This window comes from Sphingobium phenoxybenzoativorans, assembly GCF_018286635.1.
In the GTDB taxonomy this organism is placed as follows: Bacteria; Pseudomonadota; Alphaproteobacteria; order Sphingomonadales; family Sphingomonadaceae; genus Sphingobium; species Sphingobium phenoxybenzoativorans.
In genome coordinates this window covers 3,443,372-3,469,380 of record NZ_CP073910.1, presented here as the reverse complement: position 1 = coordinate 3,469,380, position 26,009 = coordinate 3,443,372, and the positions used below count along the sequence as shown (strand labels likewise).

General features: G+C 63.5%; 23 protein-coding genes. 12 read left to right on the top strand and 11 right to left on the bottom strand.

Going from position 1 to position 26,009, the window contains the following annotated elements; all coding sequences use genetic code 11:
- Nucleotides 1-93 precede the first annotated feature (93 nt).
- Nucleotides 94-1,542, top strand: a complete 1,449-nt coding sequence (locus KFK14_RS17200) for a helix-turn-helix domain-containing protein (protein WP_070153034.1) — start codon at nt 94-96, stop codon at nt 1,540-1,542.
- A 184-nt stretch (nt 1,543-1,726) separates the two neighbouring features.
- On the opposite strand, the gene KFK14_RS17195 is transcribed toward KFK14_RS17200, so the two are convergent.
- The 8 genes from KFK14_RS17195 to KFK14_RS17160 all read right to left on the bottom strand — a co-directional run bounded on the left by KFK14_RS17195 (nt 1,727) and on the right by KFK14_RS17160 (nt 11,181).
- The gene (locus tag KFK14_RS17195) at nt 1,727-3,097 is read right to left on the bottom strand and encodes a class II 3-deoxy-7-phosphoheptulonate synthase (RefSeq protein WP_070153031.1); all 1,371 of its coding nucleotides are present in this window, start codon (nt 3,095-3,097) and stop codon (nt 1,727-1,729) included.
- A gap of 143 nt (nt 3,098-3,240) precedes the next feature.
- The gene (locus KFK14_RS17190) at nt 3,241-3,897 is read right to left on the bottom strand and encodes a YoaK family protein (protein WP_212608512.1); all 657 of its coding nucleotides are present in this window, start codon (nt 3,895-3,897) and stop codon (nt 3,241-3,243) included.
- Between the two features lie 21 nt (nt 3,898-3,918).
- The gene (gene cysS / locus KFK14_RS17185; protein WP_212608511.1) at nt 3,919-5,454 is read right to left on the bottom strand and encodes a cysteine--tRNA ligase; all 1,536 of its coding nucleotides are present in this window, start codon (nt 5,452-5,454) and stop codon (nt 3,919-3,921) included.
- Between the two features lie 31 nt (nt 5,455-5,485).
- Nucleotides 5,486-7,312 carry a cobaltochelatase subunit CobT gene (gene cobT, locus KFK14_RS17180; RefSeq protein WP_212608510.1) on the bottom strand — a complete coding sequence of 609 codons (1,827 nt, stop codon included), beginning with the start codon at nt 7,310-7,312 and terminating at the stop codon, nt 5,486-5,488.
- Complete coding sequence (locus KFK14_RS17175) at nt 7,312-8,091, bottom strand: tyrosine-protein phosphatase (RefSeq protein WP_070153013.1); 780 nt, start codon at nt 8,089-8,091, stop codon at nt 7,312-7,314. Before KFK14_RS17175 ends, cobT begins: the two co-directional genes overlap by 1 nt.
- Nucleotides 8,088-9,095 carry a cobaltochelatase subunit CobS gene (gene cobS, locus KFK14_RS17170; protein WP_212608509.1) on the bottom strand — a complete coding sequence of 336 codons (1,008 nt, stop codon included), beginning with the start codon at nt 9,093-9,095 and terminating at the stop codon, nt 8,088-8,090. The genes KFK14_RS17175 and cobS overlap by 4 nt, the downstream gene beginning before the upstream one ends.
- An 87-nt stretch (nt 9,096-9,182) precedes the next feature.
- Nucleotides 9,183-10,475, bottom strand: coding sequence for an Hsp70 family protein (locus KFK14_RS17165; protein WP_212608508.1), 1,293 nt, complete (start codon nt 10,473-10,475; stop codon nt 9,183-9,185).
- Between the two features lie 85 nt (nt 10,476-10,560).
- Complete coding sequence (locus KFK14_RS17160) at nt 10,561-11,181, bottom strand: J domain-containing protein (RefSeq protein WP_070153004.1); 621 nt, start codon at nt 11,179-11,181, stop codon at nt 10,561-10,563.
- A 44-nt stretch (nt 11,182-11,225) separates the two neighbouring features.
- Here KFK14_RS17160 and KFK14_RS17155 point away from each other — a divergent pair, with 44 nt between their 5' ends.
- From KFK14_RS17155 to KFK14_RS17140, 4 genes are all read left to right on the top strand, one after another.
- Entirely contained in the window at nt 11,226-11,513 is a 288-nt protein-coding gene (locus KFK14_RS17155) for a BolA family protein (RefSeq protein WP_212608507.1), read from the top strand.
- Nucleotides 11,514-11,574: 61 nt separating this feature from the next.
- Nucleotides 11,575-12,303 carry a glutathione S-transferase gene (locus KFK14_RS17150; protein ID WP_070152998.1) on the top strand — a complete coding sequence of 243 codons (729 nt, stop codon included), beginning with the start codon at nt 11,575-11,577 and terminating at the stop codon, nt 12,301-12,303.
- Nucleotides 12,300-13,220, top strand: coding sequence for a pirin family protein (locus KFK14_RS17145; RefSeq protein WP_212608506.1), 921 nt, complete (start codon nt 12,300-12,302; stop codon nt 13,218-13,220). Before KFK14_RS17150 ends, KFK14_RS17145 begins: the two co-directional genes overlap by 4 nt.
- 8 nt (nt 13,221-13,228) lie before the next feature.
- Entirely contained in the window at nt 13,229-14,380 is a 1,152-nt protein-coding gene (locus KFK14_RS17140; protein WP_212608505.1) for a cupin domain-containing protein, read from the top strand.
- On the opposite strand, the gene KFK14_RS17135 is transcribed toward KFK14_RS17140, so the two are convergent.
- Nucleotides 14,343-14,942, bottom strand: coding sequence for a pseudouridine synthase (locus KFK14_RS17135; RefSeq protein ID WP_246524681.1), 600 nt, complete (start codon nt 14,940-14,942; stop codon nt 14,343-14,345). The genes KFK14_RS17140 and KFK14_RS17135 overlap by 38 nt on opposite strands.
- Before the next feature lie 264 nt (nt 14,943-15,206).
- Here KFK14_RS17135 and KFK14_RS17130 point away from each other — a divergent pair, with 264 nt between their 5' ends.
- The 3 genes from KFK14_RS17130 to hisD all read left to right on the top strand — a co-directional run bounded on the left by KFK14_RS17130 (nt 15,207) and on the right by hisD (nt 17,625).
- Nucleotides 15,207-15,620 (top strand): hypothetical protein, encoded by a 414-nt coding sequence (locus KFK14_RS17130; RefSeq protein WP_212608503.1) that lies wholly within the window; start codon nt 15,207-15,209, stop codon nt 15,618-15,620.
- Nucleotides 15,621-15,683: 63 nt separating this feature from the next.
- Nucleotides 15,684-16,346, top strand: coding sequence for an ATP phosphoribosyltransferase (hisG, locus tag KFK14_RS17125; protein ID WP_070152982.1), 663 nt, complete (start codon nt 15,684-15,686; stop codon nt 16,344-16,346).
- The gene (hisD, locus tag KFK14_RS17120; RefSeq protein WP_212608502.1) at nt 16,336-17,625 is read left to right on the top strand and encodes a histidinol dehydrogenase; all 1,290 of its coding nucleotides are present in this window, start codon (nt 16,336-16,338) and stop codon (nt 17,623-17,625) included. Before hisG ends, hisD begins: the two co-directional genes overlap by 11 nt.
- Nucleotides 17,626-18,419: 794 nt before the next feature.
- On the opposite strand, the gene KFK14_RS17115 is transcribed toward hisD, so the two are convergent.
- Complete coding sequence (locus KFK14_RS17115; RefSeq protein WP_212608501.1) at nt 18,420-18,665, bottom strand: hypothetical protein; 246 nt, start codon at nt 18,663-18,665, stop codon at nt 18,420-18,422.
- Between the two features lie 566 nt (nt 18,666-19,231).
- Nucleotides 19,232-19,903, bottom strand: coding sequence for a fumarylacetoacetate hydrolase family protein (locus KFK14_RS17110; protein ID WP_212608500.1), 672 nt, complete (start codon nt 19,901-19,903; stop codon nt 19,232-19,234).
- 277 nt (nt 19,904-20,180) lie between these two features.
- On the opposite strand from KFK14_RS17110, the gene nusB reads away from it, so the two are divergent.
- The 4 genes from nusB (at nt 20,181) to KFK14_RS17090 (ending at nt 25,968) form a co-directional block, all read left to right on the top strand.
- Nucleotides 20,181-20,627, top strand: coding sequence for a transcription antitermination factor NusB (gene nusB, locus KFK14_RS17105; protein WP_070152970.1), 447 nt, complete (start codon nt 20,181-20,183; stop codon nt 20,625-20,627).
- The gene (thiL, locus tag KFK14_RS17100; RefSeq protein WP_212608499.1) at nt 20,628-21,548 is read left to right on the top strand and encodes a thiamine-phosphate kinase; all 921 of its coding nucleotides are present in this window, start codon (nt 20,628-20,630) and stop codon (nt 21,546-21,548) included.
- Between the two features lie 229 nt (nt 21,549-21,777).
- Nucleotides 21,778-23,901 (top strand): sodium-translocating pyrophosphatase, encoded by a 2,124-nt coding sequence (locus KFK14_RS17095; RefSeq protein ID WP_212608498.1) that lies wholly within the window; start codon nt 21,778-21,780, stop codon nt 23,899-23,901.
- Between the two features lie 108 nt (nt 23,902-24,009).
- Complete coding sequence (locus KFK14_RS17090; protein ID WP_212608497.1) at nt 24,010-25,968, top strand: alpha/beta hydrolase family protein; 1,959 nt, start codon at nt 24,010-24,012, stop codon at nt 25,966-25,968.
- Nucleotides 25,969-26,009 lie beyond the last annotated feature (41 nt).

The following is a 26,009-nucleotide window of genomic DNA, read 5'->3' as shown; positions in this document are numbered from 1 at the left end:
GGCGTGAGAGGCGGCGAGGTCCATCTGTAAAACTTTACAGATTTTCATTGTAATGTTGTAAGGAAGATACAAACCGCAGGATTCGTGGGAATTATGGCTAACGAACGTCCAGTCTATATGGGGCCGCGCCTCAAGCGTCTGCGCCGGGACCTTGGCCTTACACAGGCGCATATGGCGGCCGACCTGGAGATATCCTCCTCCTATGTCGCCCTGCTGGAGCGCAACCAGCGGCCGCTGACCGCCGATATGCTCCTGCGCCTTGCCCGCACCTACAAGATGGACATGACGGAGCTGGCCGGGGATGGCGGGGCGGAATTTACCGCCCGGCTGCAATCCGTGCTGAAAGACCCGATGTTCGCCGACATCGACCTGCCGCCGCTTGACGCCACTGACGTCGCGACCAGCTATCCCGGCGTCACGGAGGCGCTGTTGCGGCTCTACACCGCCTATCGCGAGGAGCAGTTGGCGCTGGCCGATCATGGCGTAGAGGCGCGGGCGGCGGATGGCGCATATGATGCCGATGCGTCCGATCCGGTCGGCGATCCCGTGGCGGAGGCGCGGCGCTTCCTGGCCGCGCGCCGCAACAGCTTCCCTTTGCTCGACGATTCGGCGGAACGGCTGGCCCAGACCTTCGGAGTGCAAGGGGCGACGGGGCAGGAGGGGATCATCGGGCATCTGAAGGCGCGCTACAATCTGCGCGTCCGGCGGCTGCCCTCCGACGTGATGATGGGGTCCATGCGGCGGCTGGACCGGCATCGCGACGAATTGCTGATCGACGATTCGCTCGATGCCGCCAGTCAGATGTTCCAGCTCGCGCTCCAGCTTTCCTATCTGGAACTGCGGCGGGAAATCGACACGGTGCTGAAGGAAGGCAGTTTCGCCACCGAGGCGGGGGAGCGGCTGACGCGCAAGGCGCTGGCGAGTTACAGCGCCGCCGCCTTGCTGATGCCCTATTCCGCCTTCGCCCGCGCCGTCGAACAGCGGCGCTATGATGTGGAGGCGCTGGCCCGGCAGTTCGGCACCAGCTTCGAACAGACGGCCCACCGCCTGACGACCCTGCAGAAGCCGGGGCAGGAGCGGGTGCCCTTCTTCTTCATCCGGATCGATCCCGCCGGGAACGTGTCGAAGCGGCTGGACGGGGCGGGGTTTCCCTTCGCCCGGCATGGCGGCGCCTGTCCGCTATGGTCGGTGCATCAGGCGTTTCGCACGCCGCGCCAGATCGTAACCCAATGGCTGGAACTGCCGGACGGGCAGCGCTTCTTTTCCATCGCGCGCACGGTGACCGCGGGCGGCGGCGCGTTCGGGGCGCAGCGGGTGGAGCGCGCCATTGCGCTCGGCTGTTCCGCCGAACATGCGGGGAAGCTGGTCTATACCCGCGACCAGCCCGACGCCGCCTCCGTCGCCGCGACGCCCATCGGCGTCACCTGCCGCCTGTGCCATCGCGCCAATTGCGCCGCCCGCTCGGCCCCGCCGATCGGCCGCCAGATATTGCCCGACGACTATGTGGGTTCGAGCGCGCCGTTCACCTTCGCGGATGTTTAGCCGCGCTGCGTAAACCATCCGTTCGCCCTGAGCTTGTCGAAGGGCTGTCCTTCTTCACGACGATGAAAGGAAGGGCAGGGCTTCGACAAGCTCAGCCCGAACGGATATAGGTTGGCGGATTACCCTAACTCAAAACCCCGCACTGACCGTACTGAACGTCTGGCAGGGGGCCAGTGAGTAGCCATCACGCCGCCGCCCGCCGCTCCTTCAGTTCCTCGTTCAGCATCTCGGCTAGCAGGAACGCCAGCTCCAGGCTTTGCGCCGCGTTGAGCCGTGGATCGCAATGGGTGTGGTAGCGGTCGGCCAGGCCCTCGTCGGTGATGGCGATCGCACCGCCGGTGCACTCCGTGACGTTCTGGCCGGTCATCTCGCAATGGATGCCGCCACCGAAGCTGCCTTCCGCACGATGCACGGCGAAGAAGCCGCGCACTTCGGCCAGGATGCGGTCGAACGGCCGGGTCTTATAGCCATTGGCGGCCTTGATGACATTGCCGTGCATCGGGTCGCACGACCACACCACCGGCTGCCCTTCGCGCAGGACGGCGCGGACCAGCTTGGGCAAGCCCGCCTCGATCTTGTCATGGCCGTAGCGAGTGATCAGCGTGATGCGGCCCGGCTCCCGCGCCGGGTTCAGCGTATCGAGCATCCGCAGCAGCGCGTCCGGCTCCAGGCTCGGCCCGCATTTCAGGCCGATGGGATTGCCGATGCCGCGCAGATATTCGACATGCGCAGACCCTTCGAACCGGGTGCGGTCGCCGATCCACAGCATATGCGCGCTGGTGTCGTACCAGTCGCCGGTGATGCTGTCCTGCCGCGTCAGCGCCTGCTCATAGGGGAGCAGCAGCGCCTCATGGCTGGTATAGAAGCTGGTGCCGCCAAGCTGCGGCACGGTTTCGGGCGACAGGCCACAGGCGCGCATGAAGGCAAGCGACTCGCCGATCCGGTCGGCGACGGCGTCGAACTTCGCGGCCAGAGGGCTGCGGCCCATGAAATCCAGCATCCAGCCATGGACGCGATCAAGGCTGGCATAGCCGCCGGTCGAGAAGGCGCGGAGCAGGTTCAGGGTCGCCGCCGACTGGTTATAGGCGCGCACCATGCGCTGCGGGTCCGGCTCCCGGCTTTCGGCCGTGAAGGCGATGTCGTTGATATTGTCGCCGCGATAGCTGGGCAGCTCCACGCCATCGATGGTTTCCGTGTCGGCGGAGCGCGGCTTGGCGAACTGGCCCGCCATGCGGCCGACCTTCACGATGGGCAGCTTGCTGGCGAAGGTCAGGACAACCGCCATCTGCAGCAGCACGCGGAACGTGTCGCGGATGTTGTTCGGGTGGAACTCGGCGAAGGACTCGGCGCAATCGCCGCCCTGCAGCAGGAACGCCTCGCCATTAACGGCGCGCGCCAGATCGGCTTTCAGCGCGCGGGCCTCGCCTGCAAATACCAGCGGAGGAAAAGTGCCAAGCTGCGCCTCTGCGGCGGCAAGCGCCTGTGCGTCACGATAGGTCGGCATCTGCCGCCCTTCATGAGTTCTCCAGCTCTGGGGCGTCCATTTCGCCGCCACGGCACTATCTCCTTCTGTTACACGGATGGGCAAAAATTAAGGGACGCCCTATGCGCGTGGCCGACACATAAGGCAAGTCCACTCCGTCAGGAGCTTTACCTCCTTACCCTAAAGCCCGCCTTCGCGAAAATGGATTGCCTGGATTACTCTGATCGGCCCGTTGCCCGGTTCAACTCCAGCAGCCTTGCCGCCATCGTAAGCAGCATGGCGGCCGCGGCCGCGAACCAGAGCGCGTTGATGGCGAAGGCGTTCCAGGCGAACGCGCCAGTGATCGCGCCCATTGCAAGCGCCGCCCATAGCATTGCGAAGGGCAGCCATTTCCGCCGGTCGCCTCCCCGCAATGCCGACGCGATCTGCTGACCGGTCTTCACCAATGTTCCGGTCATATAGGTGAGCCCGATCGTGACCTCTCCGTCGCGTTCGAACACGGCGTTTTCCGTCCCCATCGCCAGCGCGGTGATAAAGGCGGCGACAAGGGCGTGACCGGACGCGCCGCATGCGGCCGCGAGGATGATCAACAGGGTCATCAGGGCAAGCACCGTCTGTTTGCGCGCCGCGCCGGCCGACGCCCCGGCCAGTGAGGCAATGATGACTCCCAGAAGGAATGTGCCGATCAACCCCCCGGCCATGGCCACATCCCGGCCATGCCCGGCGATGCCAACGCCCAGCCGCGTGGTATTCCCGCTCATGAAAGAGACGAAGAAGCCGCCCAGCGCCATATATCCGACAGCATCGACATAACCGGCCAGCGCGGACAGACAGGCGGCAAGGGCCTGTGTGCGTCGGTCATAGCGCGTCATGCTGCCTGTCCCCCCGCGCGGTTAATCCAGCCGGATATTCCACTCCCAGCGCAGCGGATCGCCGTCCATCACATCTACGCCTTTGGCGATCAGCGCATCGCGGATTGCATCCGACGCCGCGAAATCCTTCGCCACGCGCGCAGCCTGGCGGCGGTCCAGTTCGGCCTCTATCTCCGCCTCGCTAATCTGTGCGTCCTTCGGCCGGAGGCGCAGGTCCGCACGGCTGAGCGCAAGGATATTGAGGCCGAGCGCCTTGTCCATGATCGCGATGGCGGCCAACGCCTGATCGGCCGGAAATTGCTTCGTCGACAGCACCAGTTCAAAATGTGTGAGTGCGCGAACCGTATTGAGATCGTCCGCCAGAGCTTCGTCGAAAAGCCGGATTTGTTCGATGAGCTTCGGATCAGAGATGTGCTCCTGCGAAAGCAGGAGCCCAGACGATAGGGCCGTACTAGGTTCCTGCTTTCGCAGGAACACCGGCTCGTCAGGGGTGCGTTTGCGCAACGCTTCCATGGTGATGATCAGGCGCTTCAACCGCGTCAGCGCTGCGCCCACGATCTCGCCGGAAAACTCCAGTTCGCTGCGATAATGCGCAGACAGGCAGAGCAGGCGATAAGCAAGCGGATGCACGCCTGCGTCGATCAGCGAGAATAGCGTGGTGAAGCCGCCCTTCGACTTGGACATCTTCCCCGATCTGTCGACCAGGAAATTATTATGCATCCACCAGCGCGCGCCGGTGAAGCCAGCCCCGACGTCCGAAGCCGCGTCCGAGCATCCGCAGAACGCCTGGTTCTGGGCAATCTCATTGGGGTGATGAATCTCGCGGTGGTCGATGCCACCGGTATGGATATCGAACGGGTGGCCGAGCTTCGCATGGCTCATCACCGAGCATTCCAGATGCCAGCCCGGCGCGCCCTTGCCCCAGGGCGAGTCCCATTCCATCTGCCGGTTCTCGCCGGGCGCGGACTTGCGCCAGATGGCGAAGTCCTGCGTGTTGCGCTTGCCGGCGACCGGGTCGATCCGGCCCTCGCCTTCATCGTCCTTCGTCCGGGCGAGGCGGCCGTAATCGGGAACGGTCGACACATCGAAATAGAGGCCGCTGTCAATCTCGTAGCAATGCCGGTCGGCGATGGTCTTTGCGAACTCGATCATCTGCGGCACATAGTCGGTTGCGACCGTCCATTCGCTTGGCTCTATGATGTTGAGCGCGGCGATATTGCTCTTGAAGGCGTCGGTATAATGGGCCGCGATGTCCCAGATGCTCTTGGCCTGTGCGCGGGCGGCGGCCTCCATCTTGTCGTCCCCGGCGTCGGCGTCGCTGGTCAGATGGCCTACATCCGTGATGTTGATGATGTGGGTGACGGCATAGCCCTTCCACAGCAGCGTCCGCCGCAACGTGTCGGTAAACACATAGGCGCGCAGATTGCCGAGATGGGCATAATTATAGACGGTAGGCCCGCAGCTATAGACGCGCGCCTCGCCCGCCATGATCGGCGTGAAGCTCTCCACGGAGCGCGTAAGGCTGTTGAACAGGCGCAGGGGGGCGGTGTCGGTCATGCCGGGTGCATGGTGCGGTTGCCGGAGAAGGTCAATCCTCGTCGAACAGTCCCGCAAGCTGCTCGACCATCGTCCCGCCAAGCTGTTCAGCGTCCATGATCGTCACGGCGCGCTTATAGTAGCGGGTCACGTCATGGCCGATGCCGATGGCGACGAGCTGCACCGGCGAGCGGTTTTCGATCCATTCGATCACCTGCCGCAAATGCCGCTCCAGATAGGTGCCGCTGTTGACCGAGAGGGTGCTGTCGTCCACTGGCGCGCCGTCCGAGATGACCATCAGGATGCGGCGCTCCTCGGTCCGCCCGATCAGGCGGTTATGCGCCCAGAGCAGCGCTTCGCCGTCGATATTCTCCTTGAGCAGCCCCTCGCGCATCATCAGGCCCAGATTCTTGCGCGCGCGCCGCCAGGGTTCATCGGCCTTCTTGTAGACGATATGGCGCAGGTCGTTGAGGCGGCCGGGCAGGGGAGGCCGTCCCGCCGCCAGCCAGTCCTCGCGACTCTGCCCGCCCTTCCAGGCGCGGGTGGTGAAGCCGAGAATCTCGGTCTTGACGCCGCACCGCTCCAGCGTGCGCGCCATGATGTCAGCGCTGATCGCGGCGATGCTGATCGGCCGCCCGCGCATGGAGCCGCTATTGTCGATCAGCAGGGTGACGACGGTGTCGCGGAACTCGGTGTCCCGCTCGATCTTGTAGGAGAGCGACCGGGTCGGATCGATGATGATGCGGGCGAGGCGGGCGGCGTCCAGCATGCCCTCCTCCTGGTCGAAATCCCAACTGCGTGACTGCTGCGCCATCAGGCGGCGCTGCAGCCGGTTGGCGAGTTTCGTCACCGCGCCCTGCAGGCTGACGAGCTGCTGATCGAGGAAACCGCGCAGGCGGGTCAGCTCATCCTCGTCGCACAGGTCGGTCGCGAATACGATCTCGTCATGTTTGGTGGTGAAGGCGGTGTAATCGAAGCCCGGCGGCAGATCCGACATCGGCCGGTTGGGGCGGACGGGCATCATGCCTTCCTCACCCATATCGTCGGCGCCGGCGTCGCTGTCCGCGTCAAACTCCTCGCTATATTCGCTGTCGCCGTCCTCGCTTTCGCCGCTTTGCTGTTCGGCGCGCGCTTCGGTCTGGGCGTCGCTGTCCCCGGTCTGCTCCTCGCCCTGGTCGCCCTCGTCCTGCTGCTGCTCCTGGTCCTCGCCGTCTTCCTCGCCCTGCTCGTCCGTCGGTTCAGGCGGGGAGTCGGCGTCGACCAGCTCCAGATGCTCCAGCATCGCGGTCGCCAGCTTCTGGAAAGCGCGCTGGTCGTCCAGCGCCAGGCCAAGCGCGTCGAGATCCGGCCCCGCCTTATCCTCTATCCACTGGTCGACCATATCCATGCCGTCCCGCGCGGCTTCAGGCGCGGGCTGTCCCGTCAGCCTTTCCCGGACCTTGAGCGCTATGGCGGTGCTCAGCGGCACTTCATCCCTGTTCCGCGCGCGGATGATGGGATCGGACTTCAACCGCATTTCCAGCGCGTGGTTCAAATTCTCCCGCACGCCCTCCATCTGGCGCGATCCAATGGCCTCGACGCGGGCTTGCTCGACAGCATCGTAGACGGCGCGCGCCACGGCCTCGGCCGGGAGGGCCGATCCATGAATCTTCGGATTATGATGGCGCAGCTTGAGCGTATTGGCGTCGGCAAAGCCGCGTGCGATCGCCACCTGATCGCGGGGCAGGTTGCGGCCCGGCGTCGGCACCTTGATCTGCTTGCCCGACATGTGCGGGGCATCGGCGGTGAAGCCGACCTCGACTTCCGCATCGCGCGCCATCGACCGCGCCGCGCCGGACAGCACATCCTTGAAAGCGTCGAGGTGGGAGCGTTCGGCCATCAGTCGAGCAGCAATGCGCGGATCGTCCGCTTTGCGTCCGCATCCACGCCGATCGACGCCAGATAGCCGTCCACGCCGCCATGGCTGGCGTCCAGCTCGTCGAAAAATGCGTCCAGATAGGCGGTGTCTGCGGCCAGCAATGGCGCGATCAGCTCCGGCGCGCTCTGGGCGACGCGGGCGACCTTGGTGTTGCGCCGGCCGAACAGCATGGGCCAGTCGGCATGGTCGTTGGTGAGGAGATAATCCTCATCGATCAGCGGACGCGGAACGCCGAGCATCGTCAGGATCAGGGCAGCGCCAACGCCGGTGCGGTCCTTGCCCGCCGCGCAGTTGATCAGCAGGGGGGCGTCGCCACGCGCGAGCTGGGCGAACATCGCGCTGTAGGACGGGGCATGATCGGCCGGGATTTCGCGATACAGATGGGTCATCGCCTGGCGCATTTTTTCCGGCGTCGCCGCCTCATCCTTCAGGATTTCCGAAAGGACGCCGCTGCTTTCGATATAGTCCCGGCTCCAATAGGCGATGCCGGCCGGCTCATGCCAGCGCGTCGGTTCCGCCTTGCGCTCATTTGAGCGGCGGAAATCGCATATGCTGCGGATGCCCAACGCCCGCAGATGATCCTCATCCGCTTCGGTCAGCAAGGTCATCGTGCCTGAACGATAGAGCATGCGGCGCTTCACGACCCGGCCATCGCCCGTCGGATAACCGCCGAAATCGCGCAGGTTGAAACTTGCCTGCAACGGAATGAGACGAGGGGAATGTTCAGCCTGAACGGTCACCCGGCCTTGCCCACAACGCTTTCCGGCAGATCCTTTCCGAACACGCGCTGGTAATATTCGGCGACCAGCACGCGCTCCGCCTCATCGCATTTGTTGAGGAAGGACAGGCGGAAGGCGAAGCCGACATTCTTGAAGATCAAGGCGTTCTGCGCCCAACTGATCACCGTGCGCGGGCTCATGACGGTCGAGATGTCGCCGTTGATGAAGCCCTGGCGGGTCAGTTCCGCCACCTTGATCATATTCTCCACTTCCTTGCGGCCGCCCTCATGGTCGTACTCGCCCGACTTGGCGAGGACGATCTGCGCTTCCGTGGCGGCGGGCAGATAGTTGAGCGTGACGACCAGGTTCCAGCGGTCCATCTGGCCCTGGTTGATCTGCTGCGTGCCGTGGTAGAGGCCGGTCGTGTCGCCCAGGCCGACGGTGTTGGACGTCGCGAACAGGCGGAACCAGGGGTTCGGGCGGATGACCCGGTTCTGGTCGAGCAAGGTCATCTTGCCGTCCGTCTCCAGCACGCGCTGGATGACGAACATCACGTCCGGGCGGCCGGCGTCATATTCGTCGAACACCAGCGCGACCGGCCGCTGCAACGCCCAGGGGAGCAGACCCTCCCGGAACTCAGTGACCTGCTGCCCGTCCTTCAGCACGATGGCGTCGCGGCCGACCAGGTCGATACGGCTGATATGCGCGTCCAGATTGATGCGGATGCATGGCCAGTTGAGGCGGGCCGCGACCTGCTCGATATGGGTCGACTTGCCGGTGCCGTGATAGCCCTGCACCATGACGCGGCGATTGTGGGAGAAGCCCGCCAGGATCGCCAGGGTGGTGTCCGGGTCGAACACATAGGCGGGGTCAAGGTCGGGCACGCGCTCGTCCGCCTCCGAAAAGGCCGGGATCTTCATGTCGACATCGACGCCGAACGTCTCGCGCGCGTCAACCTCCCGGTCGGGCGAGTCCAGCAGCGTCTCGCTGCGCGTGTCTGGCTGGGTGTTGGGGATGTCGGTCATATGTGCAAATCTTCCTGCGAGTCCCCCAAAGCCCCTAACCGATTGGGGAAGGCGATGTCGATAGATTGAGATAAGGCAAAAACAGGATCAAGCTGTCCATTCGGCCAGATGATCCTCCTGCCCGATGAGCGCCAGCCCATGCGCGATGGAGGTAAGCTCTCCGCCTGTCGCAATCTGGCCGGCGCCGAAACGCCGGTCGAAAATCGCCCGGATTGCGGGAATGAGGGACGATCCGCCGGTCAGGAACACGCGATCGATGTCCTGCGGCGTCACGCCCGCATTTGCCAGCGCCTGATCGACGCTTGTCTCGATTCGGGCGATATCTTCGGCGATCCAGCGCTCAAAGTCGGAACGGGTTACCTCGGCCTCGATGCCCAGACCGCCCCCGTCGAAATGAAAATGCGCGCTGTCCGCGCTCGACAGGGCGCGCTTGAGCTGTCCGACCGCATCGTAAAGTGGATAGCCAAGCTCCTGTTCGATCAGGGCGATCATGCGGCCGATGGCGTCCGGATCGGCCGCGCTTTTCTGAAGCCGCTCCAGTTCGGCCATGGTCTTGCGGTTACGCATCAGGGCAAGGCGCGACCAGTCGGCAAAGTCCGCGAAATAGCTGCGTGGGATTTCCAGGTTTTTGCCGAACGACCGGTAACTGCCGCCCTTGCCAAGCATCGGAAGCACCAGATTGTCGACAATACGATAGTCGAAACGGTCTCCGGCAATCCCGACGCCCGCCGAACCCAGCGGGATGCAGCGCCGCTCCGATCCTGGCGTGCCTATCTTCACGATGGAAAAATCGCTGGTGCCGCCGCCAAAGTCCGCAACCAGGATGGTGGCCGGTTCGGTAATGCGCGAGGCGTAGCTGAACGCCGCGCCCAATGGCTCATAGACATAATGTATGTCCGTTCCCCAGGCGGAGAACATCGCGTCATACCGTCGCCGGGCGAGCGCCTCATCGGGCCGCGATCCTGCATATGTGACCGGACGTCCGACGATTATCCGGCTGGGCAGGGCCTTCAGCGCGCCGCCGCCATGCTCGGCCATGCGTTCGAGGAACATGCGGCCGAGTTCCTCGAACGCATAGCGTTTCTCGAACACGGTCGCATGTTCGAAGATCGGGCTTGCCGCCACTGATTTGAACGACTGGATGAACCGGCTGTCCTGCGGATATTCCAGATATTCCGCGATCGCCCATGGCCCGGCCTCATGCGCCATCCCGCCCCTGACCCCATCGTCGTGCCAGAAGCACAGGGCGGAACGGAACACCGGACCGGTCGCCTGTTCCCCGGCAAATTCCACCAGATCGGAACGGCCGCCTTCGCCCAGCGCCGCGACGCTGTTGGTCGTGCCGAAATCTAGGCCCAGAGCGCGTGCGCCGGTCTGCATGGAAAGTCTCCGGGAATCTGTGGAAGGGCCGGGGCCTATGGCAGCGAAGCAACGCCATCACAAGGGCGCCGCCAGGATAAGGCCGCTATGCGAAAGCGGGCGCTTTTCTCAACTGTCCATAGGCTGCGATGACATCCTGCAACGCCTGCTCATGGCTACGGTCGCCGCCATTATGGTCGGGATGGAAGCGGCGGACCAGTTCCGTATAGCGCGCGCGCAGCGCCTTGCGATCGGCGTCAAGGTCAAGGCCCATCAGGTCCATCGCCTTGCGGTCATCGGGCGAGACGAACTTGCCGTCGGCCCGTTGGCGATTGGCCTGTTCGGCCCGTTTCATGCGATCCCGGAACTTCGCCCCGATGGCGTCCAGTGGATCGGAAAAGTCCGCCCAGCGGGGCGGCGGGCTGGCCGCATTGCTGGAAAAGGCGCGGGTTTCCCGTTCCCATCCGGCATAGGGGCGCTGCGCGTCGGCGATTTGTTCGGCGCTCATGCCGTTGAAGAAATTATATTTCTGGTTGAACTCGCGAACATGATCCAGGCACAGCCAGCGCCAGCGCGGACCGTCCGACCCTGTGCCATGCCCGCCCTCCGGCGGCGCGCGGAATTCGCCCGCTTCCTCGCAGCCGGGCACAGCGCAAGGACTGCCCTGGCGTTCCACGCGGCCATGAAAGCGGTTATGCCGTTTCGTCGAGAAGGGATCGGTAGCCAAAATCGTCCTGATGCAAACTAAGCCGGTTCGCTTATATAAGGCCCATGACCAAGGAATCGAAAGGCCCCGTGGCCACTGAAATTGAAGCGCGTCTACGCGCCGCCCTGAATCCCGCCCGGCTGGCGGTGATCGACGATAGCGAGATGCATCGCGGACATGCCGGCCATGACGGGTCGGGCGAGAGCCATTTCACCGTGGAGGTGGTGGCGGACGCCTTCACCGGACAGAGCCGCGTGGCCCGGCAGCGGATGGTGAACGCCGCCCTGTCCGACCTGCTGCGCGACAAGGTTCATGCGCTGGCGATCAAGGCGCGCGCGCCGCAGGAGGCTTGACGATCCGGGCCTTATCCTCTTTCCCTTGGCGGAGGAGGGCGCGAGAAATGGAGAAGCGAGCATGGCGGATTCGTCTGACTCGGGCGCCTATGACTTCTGGTACTGGCCCAGTATCCCCGGCCGCGGCGAGTTCGTCCGGCTGACTCTGGAGGCGTGTGGCATTCCCTATAGGGACCGCGCGCGGGAAGATGGGGCCGAAGCAATGATGAAGGACATGGCCGGGCATGTGGAAGGCCCGGCTTACGCTCCACCCTATATCGGCATTGATGGTCAGACGGTTTCCCAGACCGCAAATATCCTGATGTTCCTGTCGGAACGGCATGATTGCGGCCCTACGACGATGAAGACGCGCTACTGGCTGAACCAGGTGCAACTGACCATCATGGATGTCGTGGCAGAGGCGCATAATGTGCATCATCCGGTGGCCGCCATGCTCTATTATGAGGATCAGAAGGCAGAGGCCGCGCGTGCCGCGGAGCAATTTCGCAAGGAACGGATACCGGGATATTTCGCCTGGTTTGAAAAGGCGTTGAAGGCGGCGGCGGGGGACTGGCTGACCGGCAGCCGCTGGAGCTATGCCGACCTGTCCCTGTTTCAGCTCGTTTCCGGCCTGCGCTACGCGTTTCCGAAACGGATAAAGAGCATAGAGGGCGACTATCCCCGGCTGATGAAACTGTGCGATCTGGTGGCCGCCATGCCGGAACTGAAGGACTATTTCCGCAGCAACCGGCGAATCGCATTCAACAATGACGGCATCTTCCGTCACTATCCGGAGCTTGACGCTGCATGACCGAAATTGGCGGGCCGCAAGGCGACCTGATCATCCAGACCATCACGCCGACCAGCCACAATCTGGGCGACTTCCGCGTTTATCGCAGCCTGCCGGTGAAAGAGCGGACGATGGTTGGCCCTTTCATCTTCTTCGACCAGGCGGGCCCCGCCAAATTCGGTCCGGGGGAGGGGATAGATGTGCGCCCGCATCCGCACATCAACCTGGCCACCGTGACATATATGTATGAGGGCGCTTTCCTCCACCGCGACTCCCTTGGATCGGAACAGTTGATTGAGCCGGGCGCCGTCAACCTGATGACGGCCGGGAAAGGCATCGTCCATTCCGAACGATCGCCGCAGGAGGAGCGCGACCGGGCTTCCAAGCTCTCGGCGATCCAGACATGGCTTGCGCTGCCCGACCGCAATGAGGAAATGGACCCGGCCTTCGAGCATGTATCGGAGGACAGGTTGCCCGTCCTCAACGACCGGGGGGCCAGCGCCCGCGTGATCATGGGCAGCCTATGGGGTCAGTCCGCGCCGGTCACGACCTACGCCAACACCATCTATGCGGACATCATGCTGCGTCCGGGCGGGTCGATCCCCATCGATGCGGAGGCGGAGGAACGGGCGCTTTATGTCTCCGGTGGCGATGCGGGGCTGGATGGCGTCGCCCTTCTGCCGCAGACGCTCTATGTCCTGCGTCCCGGCACCCGCGCCACATTGCACAGCGTGGATGGCGGCCGGGTGATCCTGTGCGGGGGAGAGGCTTTTGTGACGCCGCGCCATGTGTGGTGGAACTTCGTGTCATCGACAAAGGACCGGCTGATGCAGGCGCGTGAGGATTGGGAGGCAATGCGTTTCCCGCTGATCCCCGGCGATGATCAGGAATTTATCCCGATACCGCAGGGGCGGCCCAAGACTGTCAGCTATCCCTGAACAGACCCATGCAATTCGCGCATTTCGACGCCGGGCGGTTCCTGGCCGACTATTGGCAAAAGAAGCCGTTGCTGATTCGCAACCCGTGGCGGTCATGGGCGAATCCGGTCGAGCCTGACGAGCTTGCCGGTCTTTCCTGTGAGGAGGATGTCGAATCCCGGTTGATCGTGCAGGCCCGCGGCGGGTGGAAGGTCGAACATGGCCCTATCCCGGAATCGCGTTTCGGCAAGCTGGGCAGGAACCCCTGGACGCTGCTGGTGCAGGCAGTGGACATCCACGCGCCGGACGTCGCCGCGCTCATCGCGCCATTTCGCTTCATTCCCGACTGGCGCATCGACGATGTGATGGTGAGCTACGCCACCGACGGGGGCGGCGTAGGCCCGCATTTCGACCAGTATGACGTGTTTCTGATCCAGGGTCTTGGCAGGCGGCGCTGGCAGGTTGGGGCGATGTGCGACGCCGCCACGCCATTGCTGCCGCATGACGATCTGCGCCTGCTCGCCGATTTTGATGTGGCGGAGGAATGGGTGCTTGAGCCTGGCGATATCCTCTACATCCCGCCCCGGATGGCGCATAATGGCGTGGCGATCGGCGATGATTGCATGACCTATTCGATCGGTTTTCGCGCGCCGTCCCGCAGCGACCTGATCGAGAATTGGTGCGGCGACTTGCTCGGCCGGTTGCAGGACGACGACCGATATGAGGACCCGGAGCCTGCGCCGCAGGACAATCCGGGGGAAATTTCCGCGCCGGCGATTGCGAAGCTGCACGCAATGATCATGGAGACCATGGGCGACCGGGCCGCCTTTGCCCGCTGGTTCGGGCAGCATAACAGCGCCCCCAAATATCCTGAGGTGGATTTCAGGCCCGAACAGCCGGTCACCGGCAGGGATGTGCAGGCCTTCATCGCCGATGCCGTTCCGCTGACCCGCAATCCGGCCAGCCGCTTCTCCTTCATCCGGCAGGACGCCGACTCGCTGTTGCTGTTCGTCGACGGGCAATGTTTCGAATTGGCCGGTGAAGCCGCCGCGCTGGCGGAACGGCTGTGCGCGGGAGGACGGATCGAGATGGATCAGGCGCTTGGGCGGTCGGCTGCAGCAATGGAATTGATCGTCGCCCTGTTCAATCAGGGTAGCGTGGCTTTCGAAACCGGGGATTGAGGGCGGCTGGTCCGGCGGCCGCTTCCCGCCATGCGCCGGGCTGCAAGCCGTCGACCGTCCATTCGCCGATGCTCCACCGCACCAGCCGCAAGGTCGGATGGCCCACCGCCGCCGTCATGCGGCGCACCTGCCGGTTGCGTCCCTCCCCGATCGTCAGCCTGATCCAGCAGTCGGGCACGCTCTTGCGGAATCGCACCGGCGGATCGCGGGGCCATAATGCGGGATCGTCGATGCGTTCGGCCTCGGCCGGGCGGGTCGGGCCATCCTTCAACTGCACGCCGCGGCGCAGAGCGGCCAGGCTGTCCTCGCCAATCTCCCCCTCCACCTGCACCAGATAGGATTTGGGCATTTTGAATTTCGGATCGGCGATCTGCGCCTGAAGCCGGCCATCGCCGGTCAGCAGCAGCAGGCCCTCGCTGTCCATGTCGAGCCGCCCGGCCGGATATATGCCGGGCAGGTCGATGGCGCTCGAAAGGGTCGGCCGGTCCGAACCCATGGTCCCCCGATCGGTGAACTGTGAGAGCATGCCATAAGGCTTGTTAAACAGGATCAACCGCGCCACGCTTTGCTCATTCCTGTTTAGGGAGACCAGCGTCACCATTAGGGAAATCCATCGCCTTCACCAAGGGGCGGGATTGACGCATGGCGCGGCGCGCAATCTGGCGAAAATATGATCCCGATACAGGGGGATAACTTGCTCCAGATTAATACTTTGGTCGATCAGGCGCTTCCAGCAAGGCCCCGTTCCACTGATCATTAACCTCCGGATGCGATGTGCGGCCGGGCGAGAAAGCCTATGGGCGCGGCGGAAGTTATCGGGAGTTTCATGGTGGGCGAGGGACAGGATTCCGGGCCATTTTCGGTCCGCAGGGACATTGCGACGGGCATTGTCCATGTAACCGGCAACGGCTTCTGGACGATGGCGGACATCGACCGGCATTTTGAGAAACTCGGCAATTCCGTGCGGTCTGCGCGTACGGCCGGCGCGCGGGTCATGGCGCTGGTCGATCTGCGCGGCGCGGTCACCCAATCGCCTGAGCTGGTGTCTCACCTCGCGGACCGCGCGGGCGCGGTTTATACTGAAGGGGACAGGATAGCGATCGTCGTGCATTCAAACCTGGCGAAGATGCAGATGCGCCGGGTCGTGCAGAGCGCCGAGTTCGAAATGTTCCTGATGCCCGATGCTGCGGAGGCATGGCTGATGCAGGACCGGCCGGCGGAGGCGGGCAGGCCGGGCTGACCGGCAACATCCCCGACAGCAATCATTGCCCTTTGCCCTTACCCCGCGTAAAGCGCGCGGATTATGGCCCGCCCGCTCATCATCGCCATTCCCAAGGGACGCATCCTGGAGGAAGCGCTGCCCCTGCTCGCCCGCGTCGGCATAGAGCCGGAGGCGGACTTCCATAACAGCAAGAGCCGGGCGCTTCGCTTCGCCACCAACCAGCCCGATGTGTCGATCATCCGGGTCCGCGCCTTCGACGTCGCGACCTTCGTGGCGCATGGCGCGGCGCAGCTCGGCATTGTCGGATCGGATGTCGTCGATGAGTTCGACTATTCGGAGCTTTATGCGCCGGTTGACCTGAACATCGGCCATTGCCGCCTGTCGGTCGCGGAGCCGGAGGGGCTGGCGGCTGAGGATCAGGCGACGATGAGCCATGTGCGCGTCGCCACCAAATATCCCGGCCTCACCCGCAAGCATTTCGAGGCGATGGGCGTGCAGGCGGAATGCGTGAAGCTGAACGGCGCGATGGAGCTTGCGCCTTCGCTCGGCCTGTCCCGCCGGATCGTCGATCTTGTGTCGTCGGGCGCGACGCTGAAGGCTAATGGCCTGGTCGAGACCAGCGTCATCATGGACGTGTCCGCCCGGCTGATCGTCAACCGGGCGGCGTTCAAGATGCGGTCGGGCGAACTGACGCCGCTGGTCGAGGCGTTCCGGCGGGCCGTGGGGGTCAAGGATGCCGCTTAGGCTGGACAGTCGGGATGCCGGTTTCGCCGCCGCCTTCTCCGCGCTGGTCGATGCCCGGCGTGAGGCCGACGAGGATGTGTCGCGGGATGTGACCGCGATCCTGAAGCGCGTTCGCGCCGAGGGCGACGCGGCGCTGGCGGACTATACGCAGCGGTTTGACCGGCATGATCTGGAAGCGAGCGGCTGGAGCGTGACCGCCGCCGAGCGCCGCGCCGCGCTCGATGGCCTTTCGACGGAATTGCGCGACGCGCTGGAACTCGCCGCCGCGCGCATCGCCGCCTATCATGAAAAACAGCGGCCGCAGGACAGCGACGGAACGGACAGCGCCGGGGTCCGCCTTGGCGCGCGCTGGAGCGCGGTGGATGCGGCTGGTTTGTATGTGCCGGGCGGCCGCGCGGCCTATCCCTCGTCGCTGCTGATGAACGTCATCCCGGCCAGGGTTGCGGGTGTCGAGCGCATCGCGATGGTGACGCCGACGCCCGGCGGCGAGATGAACCCGCTTGTCCTGGCGGCGGCGGAGATTGCCGGGATTGGCGAAGTGTGGCGGGTCGGCGGCGCGCAGGCGGTGGCGGCTCTGGCCTATGGCACGGAAAAAATCCGTCCCGTCGATGTGATCGTGGGGCCCGGCAACGCCTGGGTCGCGGAGGCGAAGCGCCAGCTTTATGGCGTGGTGGGCATCGATATGGTCGCCGGGCCGTCGGAAATCGTGGTGGTGGCGGACGGCAGGAATGATCCCGACTGGACCGCCGCCGACCTGCTCAGCCAATCCGAACATGACCCGACTAGCCAGTCGATCCTGTTCACTGACGATGCGGCCTTTGCCGACGCCGTGGCGACGGCGGTGGAGCGGAAGCTTCCCAAGCTTACGACGAGGGAAACGGCGACGACGAGCTGGAACGCCAATGGCGCGATCATCCTTGTCGAGGATCTGGTTTCCGCAATGCCGTTTGTCGACCGCCTTGCGCCGGAACATCTGGAGCTGGCCGTGGACGATCCCGATGCGCTGTTCGCGCTGGTCCGTCATGCGGGGTCCGTGTTCCTGGGCCGCATGACCCCGGAAGCGGTGGGCGATTATGTCGCGGGTCCCAACCATGTCCTGCCGACCGGCCGCCGCGCCCGTTTCTCCTCCGGGCTTTCGGTGCTGGACTTCATGAAGCGCACCAGCTTCCTTGCGCTCGATCAGCGCGCGATCGACGCGATCGGCCCGGCCGCGGTGGCGCTCGCCAAAGCGGAGGGCCTGCCCGCCCATGCCGCATCGGTGGCGCTGCGCCTGAAATAGGGGCGTCCCTGTCGCTGTCCCCTGTTGACGGGGCCGCTGACGACTGGCGAGGGACGCTCCCCTCCCTTGCAGGGAGGGGACCTGAAGGCTGGAATGGGTGGTTAGCTGCCTCATCTATTCCATGCCTCGTCATTCCCGCGACCCGAAGGGCGACCGTAGGTCAACGCGGGAACCCATCTCGCCTCCCACGCCTTGTGTGCCCAAGGCGTGTTGGGTCCCCGCTTTCGCAGGGATGACGGAAAAGGGTGGATTGCGGACCGACAGCTTTCTGGACAAATCAGGGCTAAAGCGGACCAGCGATTTTGCGGAAAGCCTAACGAGAAAGCCTTGCCGGTAAGACAACCGTCAAGGGCTTCGATCTCTTGATTATTGAATGTTGCACCATATCGCGAATATGCCTGCAATCGCCGACTGCGCCCGCCATCAATCACATCTACGGTATAGTATTCTACCGAGTTGGTCAGGCGCACCATTCCAGCTTTGGGGTTCTTTCGCTGTCGCAAAGACAAGCGGCCTCCCCAGTTTTTTCCCAGACAAAAGGCGATTTCGTCTAATGATCGTTCGGTTTAGCCCTCAAAAGCAAGTCGGTCAGAGGTGGGGTCATCACCACTTGTATGAGACGGGATAAAGAAGACAGCCGCAAATCCGATCAAGCCCAAGACGCCTGTCCACGGGACATAGCGATCAAATGGGTCTAGTCGAAACATTCTCATGGATCAGGATATAGCTGGCTGCGGCAGGTTGGGGAAAGACGGAGATAGTCGCTGGATGTCCTCAAATGGTCGCTGTCCGCCTTAAACTTTGCGTGGAAGCACCATGCTTAATATTCCGCTGCTGGCGATCACAAAGCACATTCCGAGAAATAGAATTTGCGTGAGGGGCCGCGTTCCAAACTCATCATCCGCGCCGCTTTGAATGTCGAAATAATATCCTGTGGCAACAGCGATGGTAGGTATGATTGATGCTGCCGTCCAAAGCATCATCCGCCGTCTCCAGATCAGCCAGAAGACGAGCAAGCCCCACATAGCAAAGATGATCATGCCCAAACCCATTAAGACGGATTTATCAGGGCCATACGAAATGCGGAAGGGCCGCTTTTGGTAAGGCGCTTTTAGCGAGCCAACGTCTAATTCTGGTCGCTTCCAGACCGGCTGCTTAATTCAGCCCGCCTGACGAGTTGCAGCCATTCCGCCAAATGCCTGTCCTACATCCGGGCGTCCGTGCTCTACTTCCGCACATGGAACAGCATTCTGCCCCCGCCGCGCATCACGCCGTAGCGATGATCCCGCCGATGCTTCAGAGGCGTCCCGACTGCGACGTAAATGAGACGCAAGTGAGACGTACATGCGACGTGGATGAGACGCACGTGCGACCCAAGTGCGACGTGGGTGAGACTCAAGTGAGACGCACATACGACGCAAGTGAGACGCATGTGAGACGTACATGCGACGCAGGTGCGACGCAGATGAGACCAACATGCGACTTTTGTGCGACCTACATGCGACTTTCCGGCCAAATTCGCGCACAATCCGCAACTTCCGCAACTTCGCTCCCCCGGATCATGCGCGAGGGCCGCGAAAGCGCCGTCAGCAGGGGGTTTCTGGCCTCACGCTCCGTACCGGATTTCGACCGGCTCCACCTCATCGATCATGCCCACCACGGTTTCGCCCGGCAGGATCGGTCCAACGCCGGCCGGCGTGCCCGTGAAGATCAGGTCGCCGGGAGCCAGTCTGACGTAGGTCGACAGGATGGCGATAACTTCCGGCACGCTCCAGATCATGTCGGCGATACGCCCCGACTGCCGCAACGCGCCATCAATGGTAAGGGCGATTGCGGCGTCCGCCGGTGGCGCGCCGGCTTTGAGCGGACCCATCGGCGCGGACTGGTCGAAGCCCTTGGCCATGTCCCATGGACGGCCGCCCTTCTTGGCCTCCGCCTGAAGGTCGCGCCGGGTGAGGTCGATCCCGACAGCATGACCGAATATCAGGGCATTCGCATCGGCAGGGTCGATATCGCCGCCGCCTTTGCCCAGCGCCACGACCAGCTCGACCTCATGATGCAGGTCCTTTGTCATGGAAGGGTAGGGCAGCAGGCCGCCCGGCGTCACGGCGTCGCCCGGTTTGGTGAAGAAGAAGGGAGGCTCCCGCTCCGGATCGCTGCCCATTTCACGGGCATGCTCGGCATAGTTGCGCCCAACGCAGAAGATGCGCCGCACGGGAAACATCTCGCTCGACCCGGCTATGGCTATCGCGGGGGCCGCGACTTCCGGCAAATCCATGCGCAAGACCTCTATCTGGAGGAGAGGCTTGCCCCATTGCACGGAAGGCTGAATGAAAGCCACTACCGATGTGGCAGGCTCTATCTCCCGCCTTTACCGGAAAGGGAGCGACCAAAGCAGCTCCCCTCCCTGCAAGGGAGGGGTTGGGGGTGGGTAGCGAGCGAAGCGAGCAACTGATCCCGCTGATGTGGCCGTCCCGCTTCGGCTTCTCCCTTGCGGCGAGGGAGCCGCCCTTCAGTTCTCGACAAGGCCGAACCGGACGGAGTAGGGGGAACCCATGAACGAACGCTCGAAATCCCGCTCCGCCGCGCGTCTGGCCGCCGTGCAGGCGCTGTATCAAAAGGAAATGGAAGGGACGCCGCTCCCGATCCTGCTGCATGAATTTCATCAGCACCGGCTGGGCGCGACAATTGAGGATGTGACCTACGCCCCTGCGGAGGCGTCCTTCTTCGACGATGTGGTTTCGGGGGTCGATGCGCGGGCGGAGGAAATCGACGCGCTGATCGCGAGCAAGCTGGGCAAGGGGTGGACGCTGGAGCGACTGGACAAGCCGATGCGGCAGATATTGCGCGCGGGGACCTATGAGTTGCTGGCGCGGATCGATGTGCCCACCGGGTCGGTCATCAGCGAATATGTCGATGTCGCCCATGCTTTCTACGACAAGCGCGAATCGGGTTTCGTCAACGGCCTGCTCGACGCGGTGGCGAAAACGGTCCGCGCCTGATTGACCGGCGAGTCCGCCTTCCTTTCCCTGCTCCGGGCCGGAGCCGCCGATCCCGCCGCCCGGGGGCTGATGGATGATGTTGCGGTGCTGGATGTGGGCGGGGCGCGCCTGATCGTCACCAGCGACACATTGGTCGAATCGGTCCATTTTCTGCCCGGCGATCCGCCCGAAACCATCGGGTGGAAGCTCGCGGCGGTGAACCTGTCCGATTTGGCCGCCAAGGGCGCGAAGCCGGTGGCCTGCCTGATGAACTATGCGTTGTCGGGTGATGCGGCGTGGGATGCGGCGTTCCTGTCCGGCTTGCAAGAGGCTCTTGACCGCTATGGCATGCCGCTGGTCGGCGGCGACACGGTAGCGATGCCCGCGGGCGCGCCGCGCAGTTTCAGCCTCACGGCGATCGGGGAGGCGACTTCCGAAGTCATCCCGGCCCGCTCCGGGGCGCAGGCGGGCGATATTCTCTACGTCACCGGTCCTGTCGGCGATGCGGGCGCGGGATTGACAGTGCTGCAGGCCGGCCGCGATGCGCCGGCCGCGCTGATCGAATCCTATCGCCGCCCTCGGCCGCGGGTCCGGGAGGGCGGGACCCTCGTCTCCGCCGTCCATGCGATGATGGATATTTCCGACGGCCTTCTGATCGATACCGCCCGGATGGCTCAAGCCAGCGGTCTGGCGGCTGTCATTGAACATATCCCGGTATCGACGGAACTCGCCGGACTTGCGGGCGGTGGTATCGGCGCATTGCTGGCGGCCGCCACCGCAGGGGATGATTATGAGCTTCTGTTCGCTCTGCCCGATGGGGTCGATCCACTGGTTGCCGCGATACGGGTCGGACGTTTCGAGGCTGGGGAGGGGCTGACATTGTTTCTGGACGGGGCATCCGTGCCTCTGCCGCCTGCGCTGGGGTACGAACACGGGACATGATCGGCCGTTAAGCGGCTTGACGCGGCGCGTCCCGCCGATACTCTAACCTTTCGATTTGTTCAGCTTCGGATGAGGAGGCCGGCCATGCCCATGCGCCGCCCAATGCCCGGACTGCCAGAGCGACCGGAATGGACCCTTCCGGCCGCGCTTCCCCTTTGCGCTATCATGCTGCCCGGTTTTCCCTGCGGAGCGGCCATGACCTAGACAACAACGGGGGAGAGGAACCACAATGACAATAGTATATATCGCCATGGCGTGCGGCGTACTCGCCGTACTCTACGGCATAGTGACAAGTCAGCAGGTGCTCGGCGCATCGCCGGGCAATGAGAAGATGCAGGCGATCGCGGCCGCGATCCAGGAAGGCGCAAAGGCCTATCTGACGCGGCAATACCGCACCATCGCCATGGTCGGCATCGTCGTTGCGATATTGGTGCTGATCTTCCTGGGCGTGACGTCCGCTGTCGGCTTCCTGATCGGCGCTGTCCTGTCCGGCGCGGCCGGATTCGCGGGCATGAACATATCGGTGCGCGCCAATGTCCGGACGGCGGAGGCTGCGCGCGGTTCCCTGCAGAGCGGCCTCACCGTCGCTTTCCGGGCGGGCGCGATCACGGGGATGCTGGTGGCGGGTCTTGCGCTGCTCGCGATCTCGGTTTTCTTCTGGTATCTGACCGGCCCCGCCGGACACGCGCCGGATGATCGCGCGGTCATCGACAGCCTTGTGGCGCTGGCCTTCGGCGCTTCGCTCATCTCCATCTTCGCCCGTCTGGGCGGCGGCATCTTCACCAAGGCCGCTGACGTGGGCGCTGACCTGGTCGGCAAGGTCGAGGCCGGCATTCCGGAGGATGACCCCCGCAACCCGGCGGTCATCGCGGACAATGTCGGCGACAATGTCGGCGACTGCGCGGGCATGGCCGCCGATCTTTTCGAGACCTATGTGGTCACGGTGGGCGCGACGATGGTGCTGACGGCCTTGCTGGTCACAGGCATCGACAATGCGGAACTGATGAAGCTGATGTCCCTGCCGCTGCTGGTTGGCGGCGTGTGCATCATCACCTCGATCATCGGCACCTATCTGGTCCGGCTCGGCTCCAGCCAATCGATCATGGGCGCGCTCTACAAGGGCTTCTGGACGACAGCGCTGCTGTCGATCCCTGCCATCTATGTTGTTACAAACTATGTGCTGGGCGGCATGAACATCGTGTTCGGCGCTGATTTGGACGGCAATGGCGGCTACACCGGCATGGCGCTGTTCTGGTCGATGATGGTGGGCCTGGGCGTCACCGGGCTGCTGGTCGTCATCACCGAATATTATACCGGCACCAATTATCGCCCGGTCCGGTCCATCGCGAAGGCTTCGGAAACCGGCCACGGCACCAATGTCATTCAGGGCCTGGCGATCAGCCTGGAATCGACGGCGCTGCCAACGCTCGTCATCGTGGTTGGCATCGTCATCGCCTATCAGCTTGCGGGCCTGATCGGCATCGCTTTCGGCGCAACCGCGATGCTGGCGCTGGCGGGCATGGTCGTGGCGCTCGACGCCTATGGACCGGTGACCGACAATGCGGGCGGCATCGCCGAAATGTCCGGCATGGAGGACAGCGTCCGCGTCAAGACCGATGCGCTCGACGCCGTGGGCAACACGACCAAGGCTGTGACGAAGGGCTATGCCATTGGATCGGCGGGCCTTGCTGCGCTGGTGCTGTTCGGCGCCTATACGGAGGATCTGAAATTCTACAACGCTGCGCTCGGCCTGACCGAGCCGGTCGATTTCAGCCTCTCCAATCCCTATGTCATCGTCGGTCTGCTGCTCGGCGCGCTGCTGCCCTATCTGTTCGGGGCAATGGGCATGACTGCGGTCGGCCGCGCGGCGGGCGACGTGGTGAAGGATGTGCGCGAGCAGTTCGCCACCAACACCGGCATCATGGCCGGCACGTCGAAGCCTGACTATGCCCGCACCGTCGATCTGGTGACGAAGGCGGCGATCAAGGAGATGATCATCCCAAGCCTGCTGCCAGTGCTTGCCCCGATCATCGTCTATTTCGCGATCGCCAAGGTCGCCGGGATAGCCAATGGCTTCGCGGCGCTCGGCGCGTTGCTGCTGGGCGTCATCGTCTCCGGCCTGTTCGTCGCCATTTCCATGACCAGCGGCGGCGGCGCATGGGACAATGCCAAAAAATATATCGAGGACGGCAATCACGGCGGCAAGGGGTCGGACGCGCACAAGGCGGCCGTAACCGGCGACACCGTGGGTGATCCGTACAAGGATACGGCGGGTCCCGCGGTCAACCCGATGATCAAGATCACCAATATCGTCGCGCTGCTTCTTCTGGCGGCGCTGGCGCACGGGGCATGATCGTCTGATCCGGCCAATCTGGATCAGTCTCCCGAATATGCATTGAAGAAAATAGAAGGCTCTTTCGCTATCCGGCAGCGAGGGAGCCTTTTATTCTGGGGGGACAGGGTGCGGTTTTTCACAAAATGTGCGGGTTTGGCCGGAGCGGCGTTGCTGGCTGCGGCCTATCCCGCCGGAGCGCAGGATGCTGTCAAGGACCCGGCGGGTTCCGCAGTCAAGCGGTGGCCGGTCGAAGCCTTCGCTGAGCTTCCCTTCATGGATAATCCCCAGCTTTCCCCCGCCGGAGACAAGATCGCCGCCCGCGTCGCCATCAATGCGGAACAGCGTTTCGTCATCATGGATATTCATGGGGCGCATGATAACAGGTCGCGCATCATGTCGCTGGGCGACAATGACCTGAACTGGTGGACATGGGTCAATGATGATTGGCTGCTTCTGGGCCTTGGCGCGGAACAGCCGATGGAAGGCATGCCCTGGTACATTACGCGGGCGGTCGGGCTGAGCGTCCAGACCGCAAAGGTCAATATGCTGGCCTCCCGCACGGCCGCGCAGAATGGCGATGACGCGATATGGATAGCGCGGGATGGAACGCCGCGCATATTGCTGTCCTATCAAACCTCAATTTATGGCGACAATGTCGGATTCTGGCCGAAGGTGGACGAAGTGGACATCTCGACTGGGAGGCTGCGCACTGTCGTTCCGTCTCATAGTAACGTCAGGTCCTGGTATGCCGACGCGTCGGGCGCCGTCCGCATAGGGATCGGATACAATGACGCCCAACGCACGTCGACGATGCTCTATCGACCGGACGCAAAGACGGCTTTCAGGACAGTTGCGCGGGCGAACCGGCGGAAAGATGAATCCCTGATCGTTCCACAACTTTTTCTGCCCGAAGCGGGAAAGGCAATCGCCAGCGACGACAGTGATGGCGCGGAAGCGCTATATGAGTTCGATCTTACCACGCTGGAATTGGGCAAGAAGATTTTCGAGGTTCCCGGTTATGATATCGGTGAGATCGTCCCCGATCGCACGCAGACCGGGCTCGCCGGCGTCCGCTATACCGATGAGCGGCGGCGCGTGCATTGGTTCGACTCTGATCTCGCCACCGTGCAGGCGGATATAGACAAAGCGGTCGGGACTCGTCGCGCCACCATCACATCCATGTCGCGCGATCAGTCCAAGCTGCTCGTCCATGTCGGGGGACCCGACCGCCCCGGCGCTTATTATTATTTTGATCGTCCGTCAGGCGCGATGAACCTGCTCGCCAGGGTGAATGAGACGATAGGTCTGGCGCGCCTCGCACCTGTCCGCACCGTCCGGTACAAGGCGCGGGACGGACTGGAGATCGCGGCCGTGCTTACCGTGCCGGAAGGCCGCCCGGAAAAGAACCTGCCCCTGATACTCATGCCGCATGGCGGCCCGTTTGCGCGGGATGAGGAGAGTTGGGACTGGTGGGTCCAGTTCCTGGCCAATCGTGGCTATGCGGTGCTCCAGCCAAATTATCGCGGATCGTCCGGCTATGGATCGAGTTTTGCCGAAAAGGGCGAGGGGCAATGGGGTCTGGCCATGCAGGACGACCTTAATGACGCGGTTGACTGGGCGGTGAAGGAGGGAATCGCGGATCCCAAGCGCGTGTGTATCGCCGGCGCGTCATATGGCGGCTATGCGGCCATGCGCGCCGCGCAACGCGACGGCGGCAAATTCCGCTGCGCCATATCCTATGCCGGGGTATCCGATCTGGCGGCGATGATGCGCTATGACAGCCGATTCCTGTATCATGGCGCGCGCAGCGATTGGCTGAAGGCGCAAGCGCCCGACTATCGCGCCGTGTCTCCCGTAAATTTCGCCTCCAGTTTCTCTACGCCCATCCTGCTGATGCATGGCAAGAAGGACCGGCGAGTGCAGGTTGGCCAGTCGCGAGAAATGGCGGAAAGGCTGAAAGCGGCGGGCAAGGATTATATCTATGTCGAGCAGCCGCTGGGCGATCACCATTTTTCGCGCGAGGCCGACAGGCTGGACTTCCTGAAAAGGCTGGAGGCGTTTCTGGCCGAGCATAATCCGGCCTGACGTTCTGGCGCGCTCGATGCCGCTTTGCACCGCCTTCCCTA

Coding starts and splice junctions, on each gene's coding strand:
- KFK14_RS17140 (WP_212608505.1), top strand. CDS start 13,229: ATGCAATTCGCGCATTTCGACGCCGGGCGGTTCCTGGCCGACTATTGG.
- KFK14_RS17145 (WP_212608506.1), top strand. CDS start 12,300: ATGACCGAAATTGGCGGGCCGCAAGGCGACCTGATCATCCAGACCATC.
- cobT (WP_212608510.1), bottom strand. CDS start 7,312: ATGGCCGAACGCTCCCACCTCGACGCTTTCAAGGATGTGCTGTCCGGC.
- hisG (WP_070152982.1), top strand. CDS start 15,684: ATGGCCCGCCCGCTCATCATCGCCATTCCCAAGGGACGCATCCTGGAG.
- KFK14_RS17165 (WP_212608508.1), bottom strand. CDS start 10,475: ATGCAGACCGGCGCACGCGCTCTGGGCCTAGATTTCGGCACGACCAAC.
- KFK14_RS17115 (WP_212608501.1), bottom strand. CDS start 18,665: ATGATCATCTTTGCTATGTGGGGCTTGCTCGTCTTCTGGCTGATCTGG.
- KFK14_RS17095 (WP_212608498.1), top strand. CDS start 21,778: ATGACAATAGTATATATCGCCATGGCGTGCGGCGTACTCGCCGTACTC.
- KFK14_RS17130 (WP_212608503.1), top strand. CDS start 15,207: ATGGTGGGCGAGGGACAGGATTCCGGGCCATTTTCGGTCCGCAGGGAC.
- KFK14_RS17150 (WP_070152998.1), top strand. CDS start 11,575: ATGGCGGATTCGTCTGACTCGGGCGCCTATGACTTCTGGTACTGGCCC.
- hisD (WP_212608502.1), top strand. CDS start 16,336: ATGCCGCTTAGGCTGGACAGTCGGGATGCCGGTTTCGCCGCCGCCTTC.
- nusB (WP_070152970.1), top strand. CDS start 20,181: ATGAACGAACGCTCGAAATCCCGCTCCGCCGCGCGTCTGGCCGCCGTG.
- cysS (WP_212608511.1), bottom strand. CDS start 5,454: ATGACCGACACCGCCCCCCTGCGCCTGTTCAACAGCCTTACGCGCTCC.
- KFK14_RS17110 (WP_212608500.1), bottom strand. CDS start 19,903: ATGGATTTGCCGGAAGTCGCGGCCCCCGCGATAGCCATAGCCGGGTCG.
- KFK14_RS17200 (WP_070153034.1), top strand. CDS start 94: ATGGCTAACGAACGTCCAGTCTATATGGGGCCGCGCCTCAAGCGTCTG.
- KFK14_RS17155 (WP_212608507.1), top strand. CDS start 11,226: ATGACCAAGGAATCGAAAGGCCCCGTGGCCACTGAAATTGAAGCGCGT.
- cobS (WP_212608509.1), bottom strand. CDS start 9,095: ATGACCGACATCCCCAACACCCAGCCAGACACGCGCAGCGAGACGCTG.
- KFK14_RS17190 (WP_212608512.1), bottom strand. CDS start 3,897: ATGACGCGCTATGACCGACGCACACAGGCCCTTGCCGCCTGTCTGTCC.